Genomic DNA, 13,244 nt, shown 5'->3' on the forward strand with positions numbered 1-13,244 from the left:
TGTCTCGTCCTAAAATATATTGATAGTTTTTGCTAAGCCAGATACCCTGAATATCTGGCTTTTTTGTATTAAGCAGGAGATAAATAACCGTCATGTACCTCAGCAGGTGTTCTCATATTTAAACTTAAATGCGGTCTGATATGGTTATAGACATAAACAGACTCATCGATCAGCTGTTTAAGCTCACTCATCGTATTGCACTCATACAACAAGAACTCATTCTTTAAAATCCCATTAACGCGCTCAGCCAATGCATTTTGATAACAATCATAGCCATCGGTCATAGACGGTGTGATGTTATTTGCTCTAAGCACCTCTTGATACTCTGATGCACAGTACTGTAGACCTCTATCAGAGTGATGAATCGCTTTATGAGTATAACGCCGCCTTTGAGCTGCCATCTTAAGCGCTTTTACAACCTCAGTCGCTGGCATACTCTCACTTAAATGATATCCCATAATCTGTCTTGAATACCCATCCGTCACTAAAGATAGGTAGTGCGTCCCTTGTTTGGATGTGACATAAGTAATATCAGCCACCAAGGTTTGTTCAGGCTTGATAGGCGCAGGGGCATCTTTCGTTAGATTGGGATGCTTTTTCATCCAGTGCTTACTAAAGGTCGTCTTTGTATAGCTACGTTTGGGCTTAACCAACAAGCGGTGTGCTCTTAGATAATCAAAGAAGCCATCACGGCCAATCTTTATGCCATGAGCCATCAGCTTAGGCTTAATGAGCCAATATAACTTCCGACCTCCTATGCGAGGCATGAGCATTCGATACGCTTGCACCCAGTCTTTGATGACAGTAAACTTGCTTGCTTTGTCATGCTGCCGAATACGATGTTGATATACCGCTTGCGGACTAACACTAAGCAAACGACATCCTTGAGCTAAACTTATTTGTTTGTCTGTTTTGAGTTTCCAAAGGATGCCGTAGAAGACTTTTTTCTAGCATTTTCTCCATAGTCATTTTCAAATACTTCGACTACTTTACTTAAAATAAGGTTATGTGCTTTAGCATCAGCCAGTTCACGCTCTAAACGTTTGATGGTTTGGGCAGGGGTTTCTTTATGCGGCATAGTCTGGCTCTTAAGGGGATGGATCCAGTCTAATTTACCATGCTTTCGCAGCCACACCAAAACGGTACTGCGTCCTTGTATGCCATAAATTGCTTGCGCTTGTTTATAGGTCATGTCGCCTTTTTCTATACTGTCAACGACGGCTAATTTAAAGCCTAAGGTGTAATCTTTTTGAGTGCGCTTAACCTTTACAGTGTCTAACTTGTCCATGAATAAGCTCCTTTTTCGTAAACTTATTTCAGGACGGGACAATATGCATAAAAAAGCCCCGTAAATATTTATGGGGCTTTTTTTTGTTCAGAGAATGCGTTTAGTTTTTTGGAAGATTACCGTTAGAAAGATTTTTGTCTTGCTCGCTTAAATGTTGAGTCATCTCAGCACGCAGCCAAGATTTTAGGTTTTCAGACATCAGCATCATCTGATCGCTCAAATAATCGTCAATCTGCATTTCAAGCTCATGAATTAAGTCTTTATGAGTGACGCTGAGTTTGGCATCTTTAACGGCTAAGCTGATTGCTAAACTGGCTTTATTGTTGATGGCGTTAATAGTGCTATCATTTTTAATAGTGCTGTCATTTTTGATGCTGTCATCATCAATTGCATTAGCATGTTCGCTAATGGTTTTACTACTAACAATATGTTCCTCATTATCAGACTCATCATTGATAATAATATCAATTTTATCGTCGATTTTTGTTTCATCTGTATCAGCTGTCTCTAGTTTTATAGCTGTTTCTAAATGATTTTTATCATCAGCAAACAGTGTCTCTCTTTCTACTTCTTTTTGAGTATTTTCAGCTTCTTTATGCTTGTTTTTTTCTTCAAAAGCTTGTTCTTTTAACCTGCTTTCCTTTGTTAAGTGAGCTTCTTTTTGACATTTGGTCTCTTCTGCTGCTTTGATTTTTTGTTCTTCTTCTAAACGCTGTTGTTCAGCACTTGCCTGTTCTGCCGCTTGTTTATCAGCGATTGCCTTGGCGATAGCTTGCTCAGCTTCGTGATTCTCATAGAGATCATCAAGGTGTGCATCTAGGTCATGGGTGCTAAAAACAAAAGTTTCAAATGGCGTTTCAGCTTTCAATAAAGTTGTGATATCGGTGAGTTCTTGGATGATTGAGGCACGGATAGGCTCTGGTGCACACGTCCAGCGCTGATAAAACTGATGAGAAAATGAATAGCTTGACATGGTATCGTCCATAAATGTTGCAAAAATTACCCCTTATCATACGCAAGGATGATAAGGGGCTGCAAGTAGACAATCGTAGTAAATCTGCCACCAAGGTTACAAGGCCTCACTCATAAGCTTAATGTTTTAATCATTGAGTGGCCAGCGGGCAAATATCAATGAACCATTGGTGCCACCAAAACCAAAGCTATTGGATACGGCATACTGCAAGTTCTCAACTTGGCGTGATTGGTTGGCAACATAATCCAGATTACAGTTGTCTTCAACATTGTCCAAATTAATCGTTGGTGGTACTTGCTGATGTTGCAAAGCAAGAACAGTAAAGATGGCTTCAACGCCGCCCGCAGCGCCAAGTAGATGACCGGTCATTGATTTGGTGGAGCTGACCAAGATGCTATCCTTTACAGGGGCAAATACCGTTTCAATGGCGATAGATTCCGCGACATCACCGGCAGGCGTGCTAGTGCCATGAGCGTTTACATAGCCTACGACTGACGGCTCAATACCGGCATCATTTAAAGCATTACGCATCGCTCGTGCTGCGCCACTACCGTCTTCTGGCGGCGCAGTAATATGACTGGCATCATCACTCATACCAAAACCAACCAATTCAGCCAGTATCGTCGCACCGCGCGCTTTTGCGTGAGCAAGACTTTCTAGTACCATGACACCAGCGCCATCACCAAGTACAAAACCATCACGGTCTTTATCAAATGGGCGTGAAGCGCGAGTTGGCTCGTCATTGCGAGTTGAAAGGGCGTGCATGGCACCAAAACCTGAGATACCAAGTGGGCTTGAGCCTTTTTCACTACCGCCTGCTAGTATAACATCGGCGTCACCATAAGCAATCAAGCGCGCTGCCAGACCAATTGCATGAGTCGCTGTAGTGCAAGCAGTGGACGTTGCAAGGTTTGGACCTTTTAAAGTATGTTTGATCGCCACCAGCCCTGCTGCCATATTGACGATAGAGCCTGGAATGATAAAGGGAGAGACTTTACTGGCACCTTTTTCACGTAAAGTATCACGGCTATTTTCGATGTTTTGAATACCGCCGATACCTGAGCCTATAATGACACCAAAGCGCTCTTGATCAACACCTTGTACCGGAGCGTCAGCAGCGCTTACTTCATTGATAAAACCTGCTTGCTGTAGCGCCATAGAGGAAGCAGCAACCGCATAATGCATAAAATCATCATAACGGCGTGCGTCTTTAGCATTCATATATTGCTTTGGATCGAAGTCTTTGACCACGCCTGCGATTTGCGCACGATAACCCGATGCATCAAAATGACTAATAGCTGTGATGCCGCTTTCACCTTTGAGTAGTTTCGCCCACGAGCTTTCGACATCTAATCCCAATGGCGTGACCGCGCCCATACCTGTCACGACAACACGCATCTCATCAGTGCGTTCAAAATGTGGCGGCTTATGACGTTTTTTTGTCTGAGCGGTGGCAATAGGGTTATTAACAGTACTATTCGTAGCTTGGTCGATAAGTGAGTCGTTCGGTAAACTGCTGTGCTGGCTCATTCGCTATATCCTATACTGACAGATCCTAAGAGGAGTGTATTTCTAAAGCCATTATAAAACACATAGGTGTACGCATGTAAACTAAAATTTGACCGCTCAGGCAAAACATACTTGTCCCAATACCACGCCTTTACTTGCGCCTGTCACGGCAGGCAAGTTACCGGTTTCACCCATAAGTGTTTGTCTTGCTAACCAAGCAAAGGCAACGGCTTCGACCCAAGTTGGCTCAAGTCCCAAGCAGGCGGTCGTTTCTACTTTGCATCGTGGCAGGTGTACTTGTAAGCGAGTCATTAAATAATTATTTAACGCCCCGCCGCCGCAGACATAAACAGCATTATTGCTACTAGCATTGATAAATAGATTGATTTGCGCACTGGCACTGATGGCGGTCAGCTCAGTGAGCGTTGCTTGTACATCGGCGGATGAGTAGCGAACATCAGCAGAAGCCTGGTCGAATTTTTGTAACTCATCTTGAAGCCATGCTAAGTTAAAATCTTCACGCCCCGTACTTTTTGGATAGGTTTTCTTAAAAAATGGATGCTCTAATAGCTGATTCAGTAAAGGCTCAACGACTTGACCTGACTGTGCCCATGTACCGCCCGCATCATAATCCTTGTCCGTGTGCAATGTTGTCCACGCATCCAATAATAGATTGGCAGGACCGGTATCATAACCAACCACGCTATCAGATGGCTGATTTTCTGAGTGTTCATTAGAATCTACAAGGTCATTAGAAATCGCTGGCAAGACAGCGATATTAGCAATACCGCCCAAGTTTAATAACACACGCGTGCTATCAGGCACCGCAAACAATGCTTGATGAAAAGCTGGAACCAAAGGCGCACCTTGACCACCGACTGCCATATCACGGCGACGGAAATCACTGACGACGCTAATGCCTGTACGTTCAGCAATGATATTGGCATCGACCAATTGTAAGCTAAAACCCATCTGCGGACGATGGCGTACCGTTTGACCATGACAGCCAATCGCTAGTACAGATTCACTATCAGTATTTGATTGCTGCAATAACGTATTAACCACGTCGCTTGAAAATTCTGCATATTCTTTACTTGCCCAGCCAAACCAGTCTAGTTCGCTATTTGGTTCATCATCGGATGGCGTTAATGCTTGAATCCCATTAGGCTGACACAATGCTAGTAGCACTTCACGCAGACGCGGTGGGAAATCTTGGCTATGAGTCGCTAACACGTGCATCGGTTGTTGGGTATTATCTTTCTCACTGAATTGACAAAGGACCGCGTCCATACCATCTAAGCTAGTGCCCGACATCATACCTATATATAAGCCATCATCGAAGTTTTCAAACACCGTTTGTTCGAGCGCATCGGTCAAGGTGGCATAGTTTAAATCGTCCATATTATCTAGACGGCTATCAAAATCATCATCTAAACTCAGATTTGAAAAATTATTATGCTGACTATCAGCAATCGATGCAGGGTTGGTCATGGCAATTTACCTTAAAAAACGCTAGTATATCTGTCAAATTCTAACATTTTTTGATGGCTACGAGATTCTAAATAGCCCAAACGCTTTACCCTTTAAATAAAGACAATAAAGAGAGCATCATGACCACTCAAACTTATACCCTAGAAGAACAACTTGCCCTGATCCAACGCGGTACACAAGAAATCCTATCTGAAGAAGATTTGGTTAAGAAGCTAAAACTCAATCGTCCGCTGCGTATCAAGGCAGGCTTTGATCCCACCGCGCCTGACCTACATTTGGGTCATACCGTGTTGATTAATAAGCTGAAGCATTTTCAAGATTTGGGTCATGAGATTTATTTTCTAATCGGCGACTATACCGCCAAGATTGGTGATCCTTCTGGCAAAAACAGCACGCGTCCGCCATTGACCGATGAGCAAATCAAAGTCAACGCGCAGACTTATGCTGAGCAAGTATTTAAGATTTTGGATAAAGAAAAAACCAAGATTGTCTTTAACTCTGAATGGTTCAAGGATATGTCAGCGGGCGATATGATTCAGCTTTCTAGCCAATTGACTGTCTCACGTATGCTTGAGCGCGATGATTTCTCTAAACGCTACGCGGCGCAAACGCCAATTGCTATCCATGAGTTTCTCTACCCATTGGTGCAAGGTTATGACTCTATCGCACTAAAAGCCGATGTCGAGTTGGGCGGTACTGACCAAACCTTTAACATCCTAATGGGACGTACCCTGCAAGGTCGTTATGGTCAAGAGCCACAAGTGTGTATCACCGTGCCAATCTTAGAAGGGCTAGACGGCGTTAATAAAATGTCTAAATCCCTGAATAACTACGTCGGCATTTATGATGCGCCGGGCACCATGTACCAAAAACTGCTGTCTATGCCTGATACCTTAATCCGTCGCTACTTTGAGTTTTTAAGCTTTAAGCCGATGGAAGAAGTCGAAGCGTTAATGGCAGAGATGGAAAACGGTCGCAATCCACAAGAAATCAAACGCATTCTTGCTGAAGAGTTGATTGAGCGTTTCCATGATGCTGACGCTGCTGCCAATGCACACAAGTCAGCGGGTAACGTGCTTGCTGATGGCGAATTGCCAGTCGATTTACCAGAAGTGACGTTAGAGTTAGAAGGGCAGGACGCATTATTTATCACGCAGATATTAAACCAAGCAGAGCTTGCCAAAAACAGCTCATCTGCTAAAGATATGATTAAGCGCGGCGCGGTAAAAGTAGATGGCGAAGTCGTCGATGCAGGCTTTAGCTTAACCTCTGGTCAGACAGTCGTTATCCAAGCAGGTAAAAAGGCTTATGCGAAAGTGACGGTGGTCTAGAATGGATGAGGTTAAATTGTTTGAAGGGATAAAATTAGAGTTCGAGGAACTTGAGTACACAGATAAGAGTGGTCTTGATAAGCTGATACGTCGTTTAAAAATGCTTATAACTAAGATCTATGATTCTGGCTCTAATTATTTAGAAGACTTGAACAAAATTAATTTCTTTTCATCAATCGCATATCCAAATATGCCAGATTCTATTAATTTTAACGCTTGGAGCTCGGGTAGAGATAGAACTGTTAACTTAATTGGAACTATAATCGAAGAGCTAGAGCTGTTTCCAAAAGACACGAGTATGAACAATATTGAAGTTGCAAGAATTGACCGTACCAATGTCTTTATAGTGCATGGGCGTGATGATGGTGCTAAAGAAACGGTAGCAAGGTTTATAGATAAATTAGGCTTTGTGGCTACTATTCTTCACGAACAGATAAACTCTGGTGCTACGATTATAGAAAAAATTGAGAAGAATACTGATGTTGGTTTCGGTATCGTACTTTATACTGCATGTGATGTTGGTGGGATAAAGGCTGATTTAGACAATCTTAAGCCGAGAGCTAGGCAAAATGTTGTTTTTGAACACGGTTTTCTAATGGGTAAAATTGGAAGAGAAAACGTTGTTGCACTTGTAAAAGGTAACGTCGAAATTCCTAACGATATATCAGGCGTAGTTTACGAGTCTATGGATGAAGGCGGAGCTTGGAAATATAAGATTGCTAGGGAAATGAAAAGCTCTGGTTATGGTGTGGATATGAATAAAATTGACTAATTGGAAGCAATAATGACAAACCAAGCTACTATCCTCCAAGGTATCTACCGCCATTACAAAGGCAGGCTTTACCAAGTATTGCATACAGCTCAGCATTCCGAAACGGAAGAAGCGTTAGTCGTTTATCGCTGTCTCTACGGTGAGTATGGCGTTTGGGTAAGACCGTTAGTGATGTTTTCTGAAACTGTCACGGTAGATGGTAAGCAATTACCTAGGTTTGAGCTTATAAAAGAATTGGCTGATTAAACCTAAGTATTTTCTGATAACTGATAAACAAGAAAGCGACCATTCAAGGTCGCTTTCTTGTTTATATACAAAATTAATTAGCTGTCTAAAAAAGCAATTAAAGCTTCATTAAATTCTTTAGCATGCGTCACATTGATACCGTGCGGGCCGCCTTCAACGATATGAAGTTGACTGTCTGCAATCATTTCGTGCGAACGCTGACCACTGACCTCTAACGGTACGATTTGATCTGCATCGCCATGAATGACCAAAGTTGGTACATCAAATGCTTTTAAGTCATCACGGAAATCGGTATAGCTAAAAGCTTTGACACAATCGTAGCTAGCTTTGGCGGAGGCAAATGCAGCAATATCACGGTTATATAAGCGTAATGATTTACTAACTAATAACTTGCCGTTTTTTGGGGTAAAAAACTGCTTAGTAAAATCATTTAGGAAGGCAATACGGTCACCGCTGACACCATCTAAGAACTCCTGAATATCTTGCTTTTCTAGACCACCTTCAGGATTGTCATCTGTTTTATATAAATAAGGCGGCACAGCAGAGGCTAATACTGCTTTACTGATACGCTCAGAACCATATTTCCCAAGATAACGCGCCACTTCGCCGCCGCCCATAGAGAAGCCGACGATAGTAGCATTTGTTAAATCTAGCTCATCCATCAAGGCTTTTAAATCTTGTGCCAAAGTATCGTAATCATAACCATTCCATGGCTGGGAGGATTTCCCAAAACCACGTCTATCATACGTAATCACTTGATAACCAGCCTCAACCAGCGCAGGAAGTTGTGATTCCCATGCCCGTCCGCTTAATGGCCAACCATGAATTAACACGACAGGTTTGCCAGTACCTTGGATTTCGTAATACAGTTCGACAGGTTGCTCGTTTCGTGTTGCAACTTTTACATATGGCATGTTCAGATCCTTTTTATATTATTATAAAGTTTTTATAATGACGCACTTTTTTGATTTGGTTTTTGGTTAATGAAGGCGAACGTCAGCTTTTTATTATAAAAGTAGGTTTGAGCAATTACTATGACGTGTTGTAAAGTTATAGTGTCGATTGTAGATTTTTTAAGTGACATCGTAATGTTATGCTTAAGTTTCCAAAAAACTCTTTAACACTTTATAAAACCCAATTGGCTCATCCATTGGTACTGCATGACCTGAGCGTGGCAACACGACCTCAGTTGCATTGGGTAGCATCTGGGTGACTTTTTGCTGCCACTTAGCATCGTAGAGTTTGGAGCGGCCACCGATGAGGTTAACTACTGGAATAGTGACCTGTTCTATCGCGCCGCGAAAGTCATAGGGTAAGGTCAAATAGGCTTGTAAGCAGCGCATTTTATGATGCCAAATACTGTGATCATAAAGCGCAAGTTTGGGGTCGTTTTTATAGGTCATCACTTGTATAAAGGCTTTTGAGCGCGTGCGATTGACGGATAGTAGAGAAAACAGCCGTTCGACATCCGTTGCACGGCGTTTCAGGACAAAAGGCAGATGGGTAAAGCTTTCGACGTCAGCATAAGGTAACGTCCTATCGATTACCTCATGAAAGATATCGAATACTTCTTGCTGGCGCGTGCCAAACAAGCCACCTTGCCAATCAGGTTGATTATGAATAGCAGGACTTTGGTCAATATTTAAATAGCGGCTGACTTTTGCGCTGCCATAGCGCTCAAAATACGCCCACATCACTTGCGCGCCCATCGAAATGGCGGCAACTGGCAAGGATTCTATATTGCGCGCCAAGCAAATTTGCTCAATGACGACACTAGTATCATCTGCATACTGACGCACAAAATCAAACTGGGTCAGCTTGATATCTTTTGCCGCTCCAAACCCTCGCAAATGCGGTAGATAAAACGCATACTTACCAACTAAAGGTAAAATAAACGGCAAAAACTCACGTGCATCCATACCATAGGCATGCAAGAGCAGCATGGGTTTACCATTTCCTATCACTGACACTGGTAGTAATGTGCCGTCAGTTAAAGCAATATCAATTGTTTTCAACTGATAGTTAGCAGGCAGTTTGATTAAATTTCTCTTCATAAGGCAATGTACCTTTTTTTCATTAAGCGGTTTTACCAAGTCGATTTAGCCAAAATATATCGTAGCAAAAGTCTTTATCTCATTTCTAAAAGACTGCTATATTAAAATAGGTAACTGACCATAACATAAAAGCTGTTTAGGGTTAAAAGCAGTTGAGCGGTAAAAGTAGCGACTTGTCATAGACTGTGATCAATCGAATCAAACGTCAGCAAGTAAAATATAAGGATATCAGTCTATGAACAAGTCAAATTTACCATTGCTTGATAGCAGCCTATATCCGCAAATCTGGCAGCAGCAGAGCTTTGCTAGTCCACAGACATTATTGATGGAGATGTTAACAGCAGATATCACACTAGACGCCGATGCTTTCACCAAGCAATTACTAGCCAATGATATTTATCAAGACTGGATTAATAGCAGCGTGTTTGGACGTTATTTACATCGTAATTTTACGGCGTTCTCTCAGCAAACAGAAGACAGTTTCAATATTGATATGCCTTCGCTGTTTCGTCAGGAATTGATGCGTCACGCGCAGTATTTACCATTAGAGCAGGTATTGTTTTTTGCAGGGGATTTACCAAAAAGTGTGCGTCAGACAAAGGTGTTAATTACAACTGTTAATTCTGTTACCGCCATCATTAATGCTCAAAAGTTAAGTGAAAAAGCTACCATCAATAATTCGACCACGATTATCAATCAGATAGTGATTACTGGTAAGCAAGTCTTAGGATTTCCGATACGGCACAATAAACGCACTAGCGAGCGCTTGCGTAATGAAGTACTGATTTTGGATTTTCAAGAGTTGCGCTTGGTCAATGAAGAGAATGTCAGTAGCAAAAAAAGAAGCAACATAGATGCGACTATATTGCTTCGGTCTTATGAATTACGTTAATAGGCCAAACAGTCAGCTAAAATTTTAAGAGTCTTGCTTAGCAATCGTTAGGCCGTTATAAGTTTGCGCGACAGGCATGACTTCCAAGCGATTGACATTAATATGGGCAGGCGATTCAATCAACCATAATAAAATATCGCCGATATCATCGCCGGTCATGGTTTTAAAGCCGTCGTAAACCTGAGCAGCTTTATCGTCATCGCCGTGGTAACGCACGTTTGAAAACTCAGTACCCGCGACATTACCCGGTTCAAGGTTGGTCACGCGCACTTGCGTACCGATGAGATCCGCACGCAAATTTAAGCTAAACTGTTTGACAAAGGCTTTGGTCGCGCCATAGACGTTACCACCAAAATAAGGCCAACTTCCGGCAATTGAGCCGACATTAATGATATAACCGCTATCGCGTGCGACCATGGCTGGCAAGACCGCGTGAGTCAGCGCCATTAAACCTTTAATATTGGTATCGGTCATACGCATCCAATCATCAAGACTAGCACTGTGAGCAGGTTCTGTACCAAGTGCCAGTCCCGCATTATTTACCAAGACATCGATTTGTTTAAAATCAGCAGGCAAATCCGCAATGATTTGCGGGATAGACGCTGTATCACTCACATCCATGACCACAGGTAAAAACGCCTCGCCCAAAGTTTCTGCTAAAGCATTGAGTTTGTCTAAGCGTCTGGCACAGCCAATCACGCGATGACCATTGGCAATCAAACGCTCAGCCAGCGCTTTACCGAAACCCGCGCTTGCGCCTGTAATCAATACGTTCATCTTATATCCTTATCATTGATGTTTTGTACATATGTCATGTTGTTTGAGACGACAGCTTGTCTTAGTTTATCTGCTTTGGCTTACTTATTAAATAATTGCTTACCAAAGATTTTATCGCCCGCATCGCCCAGACCCGGAATGATATAACCGTGCTCATCCAAATGACTATCTAATGCAGCAGTATAAATAGTCACGTCAGGATGTGCTTCATTGACTACACGGACCCCTTCAGGTGCCGCAACTAATACTAAGGCTTTGATATTGGTACAGCCGTTTTTCTTAAGCATCTCGATGGTCGCAACCATTGAGCCGCCTGTGGCTAGCATTGGATCAATGATAAGCGCAGGACGTTTGTCCATGTGACTGACGAATTTTTCAAAGAACGGCACCGGTTGTAAGGTTTCTTCATCGCGCTGTAAACCAACGACAGAGATTTTTGCCGTAGGAATCAAATCGAGCACCCCATCAAGCATACCAATACCCGCGCGTAAAATCGGTACGATAGTTGCCGTCTTACCGATGATCTGCTCACCAATGATTTCACCACACCAGCCTTCCATCGGAAAGGTTTCAATTTCAAAATCGCGGCTAGCTTCATACGCCATCAAGCGTGCAAGCTCTTTGGTCAACGTGCGAAATTTATAAGTGCTACAGTCTTTTTCGCGCATAAGGCTGAGTTTATGACGGACTAACGGGTGATCGATAACAGTGATTTTTAAGTCGCTCATAAGTATTCTCTTGGTTTTTTGGTCTGATGCTTGATTAGTATAAAAGCTACAAACACTTACTGCACTTCAACCCTATATTTAGCCTATCAATAGTAAGCTTAATCCTTTAATAAAAAGTAAGCCAAAGGCATTTACAACAAGATCGGTTTTATTTAAGCCGACTATGTTTGACTATATAGCGCTATAACAAATGAAGTAGTGTTTAGGCTTGCTATGATAGCAAAAAAACCGCTTTTCTGATGAAGAATCTTATGACCAAAACCTCACCGAATAATCCTATCCATCCACAAAAAGCTGCTAACGACTTTGTGTGGACACAGAAATTAAAGACCGATAGCGCAAATATCGAAACCCATCCTTTTGGTCCTGTCCTACCACCTGATGCCACCGTCATGATGATGGGCAGTTTTCCGCCCACTGCCGATAAATGGGCAATGAGGTTCCATTATCCCAATTTTCAAAATGACATGTGGCGCATTTATGGACGCGTATTTTTTGATGATGCGGATTATTTTAGAGTAGGGGACGAAAAACGATTTGATCCTGAACGTATTCGAGCCTTTATGTTTGACCGTGGTATAGCCTCTTGTCCCACGGTAGTACAAGCGATTCGTGAAACAGGCAATGCGTCTGATAAAGACCTTACGGTCGTGACCACCGTCGATCTAGACACAATTTTGCCGCAAGTACCGAAAGTACAGGCGCTATTCACGACTGGTGGTAAGGCAACAGAGGTCTTACTGAACTTATTAGCTGAACCACCTGCCAAATCAAAGCATCCTAAGACCAATCAAAGTATGGACTATCCTTATAAGTGGGAGGATAAAGATAATAAAAAATCTGATGTTAATAGTTTAACCTTATATAGACTGCCTTCTACTTCGCGCGCCTATCCTTTAGCATTAGATAAAAAAGTCTCTGCTTATAAAGACTTCTTCAAAAAGATAGGTAAGCTATAAAAGTGTTATATATAGAAGAAGCTATGAGGCTATATATAAGCACTAACTAAGGACAAGAATTGATTTTGGTAAAGGTAAAAGTACTTTCAACCCTAACTGACTGATAAATGGATGGTATTGATGATAAGGATAGATAATCGCCAAAATATCGGGCAAACCCCCTTGACCCCTTCTCTAAAGCGAGTATACTGCCACCCAGTCGGAGAGGAAGGCGGGTTGGAGTG

At 42.3% G+C, this 13,244-nt stretch carries 13 protein-coding genes; 5 read left to right on the forward strand and 8 right to left on the reverse strand.

Annotated elements, in window-relative coordinates; translation table 11 throughout:
• Positions 1 to 68: 68 nt before the first annotated feature.
• The 4 genes from H0262_RS12930 to H0262_RS12945 all read right to left on the reverse strand — a co-directional run bounded on the left by H0262_RS12930 (position 69) and on the right by H0262_RS12945 (position 5,261).
• Positions 69 to 1,288 (reverse strand): IS3 family transposase gene (locus tag H0262_RS12930; RefSeq protein ID WP_181209883.1). Its coding sequence is split into 2 segments (ribosomal slippage): positions 69 to 949 and positions 949 to 1,288, totalling 1,221 coding nucleotides; the frame shifts between segments, so codons are not numbered across the junction.
• Between the two features lie 100 nt (positions 1,289 to 1,388).
• Positions 1,389 to 2,261 (reverse strand): cell envelope integrity protein TolA, encoded by an 873-nt coding sequence (locus H0262_RS12935; protein WP_259275474.1) that lies wholly within the window; start codon positions 2,259 to 2,261, stop codon positions 1,389 to 1,391.
• Positions 2,262 to 2,387: 126 nt separating this feature from the next.
• On the reverse strand, positions 2,388 to 3,659 hold the full coding sequence (fabF, locus tag H0262_RS12940) for a beta-ketoacyl-ACP synthase II (RefSeq protein ID WP_051130977.1): 1,272 nt from the start codon (positions 3,657 to 3,659) through the stop codon (positions 2,388 to 2,390).
• Positions 3,660 to 3,887: 228 nt separating this feature from the next.
• On the reverse strand, positions 3,888 to 5,261 hold the full coding sequence (locus H0262_RS12945) for an anhydro-N-acetylmuramic acid kinase (RefSeq protein ID WP_181211033.1): 1,374 nt from the start codon (positions 5,259 to 5,261) through the stop codon (positions 3,888 to 3,890).
• A 119-nt stretch (positions 5,262 to 5,380) separates the two neighbouring features.
• On the opposite strand from H0262_RS12945, the gene tyrS reads away from it, so the two are divergent.
• The 3 genes from tyrS to H0262_RS12960 are packed head-to-tail and all read left to right on the forward strand — an operon-like array spanning position 5,381 to position 7,610.
• Complete coding sequence (gene tyrS, locus H0262_RS12950) at positions 5,381 to 6,592, forward strand: tyrosine--tRNA ligase (protein WP_181211034.1); 1,212 nt, start codon at positions 5,381 to 5,383, stop codon at positions 6,590 to 6,592.
• 1 nt (position 6,593) lies between these two features.
• Positions 6,594 to 7,364, forward strand: coding sequence for a TIR domain-containing protein (locus H0262_RS12955; RefSeq protein ID WP_181211035.1), 771 nt, complete (start codon positions 6,594 to 6,596; stop codon positions 7,362 to 7,364).
• Between the two features lie 12 nt (positions 7,365 to 7,376).
• Positions 7,377 to 7,610 (forward strand): DUF1653 domain-containing protein, encoded by a 234-nt coding sequence (locus tag H0262_RS12960; protein ID WP_181211036.1) that lies wholly within the window; start codon positions 7,377 to 7,379, stop codon positions 7,608 to 7,610.
• A 77-nt stretch (positions 7,611 to 7,687) separates the two neighbouring features.
• On the opposite strand, the gene H0262_RS12965 is transcribed toward H0262_RS12960, so the two are convergent.
• Complete coding sequence (locus tag H0262_RS12965; RefSeq protein WP_181211037.1) at positions 7,688 to 8,524, reverse strand: alpha/beta fold hydrolase; 837 nt, start codon at positions 8,522 to 8,524, stop codon at positions 7,688 to 7,690.
• Between the two features lie 183 nt (positions 8,525 to 8,707).
• Positions 8,708 to 9,664: an alpha/beta fold hydrolase gene (locus H0262_RS12970; RefSeq protein WP_181211038.1), complete on the reverse strand. Its 957-nt coding sequence runs from the start codon at positions 9,662 to 9,664 to the stop codon at positions 8,708 to 8,710.
• A gap of 235 nt (positions 9,665 to 9,899) precedes the next feature.
• Here H0262_RS12970 and H0262_RS12975 point away from each other — a divergent pair, with 235 nt between their 5' ends.
• On the forward strand, positions 9,900 to 10,556 hold the full coding sequence (locus H0262_RS12975) for a hypothetical protein (RefSeq protein ID WP_181211039.1): 657 nt from the start codon (positions 9,900 to 9,902) through the stop codon (positions 10,554 to 10,556).
• 24 nt (positions 10,557 to 10,580) lie between these two features.
• Here the strand turns inward: H0262_RS12975 and H0262_RS12980 are convergent, their stop codons facing one another.
• Both H0262_RS12980 and upp read right to left on the reverse strand, forming a co-directional pair.
• The gene (locus H0262_RS12980; RefSeq protein ID WP_181211040.1) at positions 10,581 to 11,333 is read right to left on the reverse strand and encodes an SDR family NAD(P)-dependent oxidoreductase; all 753 of its coding nucleotides are present in this window, start codon (positions 11,331 to 11,333) and stop codon (positions 10,581 to 10,583) included.
• A gap of 80 nt (positions 11,334 to 11,413) precedes the next feature.
• Positions 11,414 to 12,061, reverse strand: coding sequence for a uracil phosphoribosyltransferase (upp, locus tag H0262_RS12985; protein WP_011281223.1), 648 nt, complete (start codon positions 12,059 to 12,061; stop codon positions 11,414 to 11,416).
• Between the two features lie 392 nt (positions 12,062 to 12,453).
• Here upp and H0262_RS12990 point away from each other — a divergent pair, with 392 nt between their 5' ends.
• Entirely contained in the window at positions 12,454 to 13,020 is a 567-nt protein-coding gene (locus H0262_RS12990; protein WP_409033831.1) for a DNA glycosylase, read from the forward strand.
• Positions 13,021 to 13,244 lie beyond the last annotated feature (224 nt).

Origin of the sequence: Psychrobacter sp. D2 (genome assembly GCF_013608135.1) — a bacterium.
Classification (GTDB): Bacteria; Pseudomonadota; Gammaproteobacteria; order Pseudomonadales; family Moraxellaceae; genus Psychrobacter; species Psychrobacter cryohalolentis.

Coding starts and splice junctions, on each gene's coding strand:
- H0262_RS12935 (WP_259275474.1), bottom strand. CDS start 2,261: ATGTCAAGCTATTCATTTTCTCATCAGTTTTATCAGCGCTGGACGTGT.
- fabF (WP_051130977.1), bottom strand. CDS start 3,659: ATGCGTGTTGTCGTGACAGGTATGGGCGCGGTCACGCCATTGGGATTA.
- H0262_RS12945 (WP_181211033.1), bottom strand. CDS start 5,261: ATGACCAACCCTGCATCGATTGCTGATAGTCAGCATAATAATTTTTCA.
- tyrS (WP_181211034.1), top strand. CDS start 5,381: ATGACCACTCAAACTTATACCCTAGAAGAACAACTTGCCCTGATCCAA.
- H0262_RS12955 (WP_181211035.1), top strand. CDS start 6,594: ATGGATGAGGTTAAATTGTTTGAAGGGATAAAATTAGAGTTCGAGGAA.
- H0262_RS12960 (WP_181211036.1), top strand. CDS start 7,377: ATGACAAACCAAGCTACTATCCTCCAAGGTATCTACCGCCATTACAAA.
- H0262_RS12965 (WP_181211037.1), bottom strand. CDS start 8,524: ATGCCATATGTAAAAGTTGCAACACGAAACGAGCAACCTGTCGAACTG.
- H0262_RS12970 (WP_181211038.1), bottom strand. CDS start 9,664: ATGAAGAGAAATTTAATCAAACTGCCTGCTAACTATCAGTTGAAAACA.
- H0262_RS12975 (WP_181211039.1), top strand. CDS start 9,900: ATGAACAAGTCAAATTTACCATTGCTTGATAGCAGCCTATATCCGCAA.
- H0262_RS12980 (WP_181211040.1), bottom strand. CDS start 11,333: ATGAACGTATTGATTACAGGCGCAAGCGCGGGTTTCGGTAAAGCGCTG.
- upp (WP_011281223.1), bottom strand. CDS start 12,061: ATGAGCGACTTAAAAATCACTGTTATCGATCACCCGTTAGTCCGTCAT.
- H0262_RS12990 (WP_409033831.1), top strand. CDS start 12,454: ATGATGATGGGCAGTTTTCCGCCCACTGCCGATAAATGGGCAATGAGG.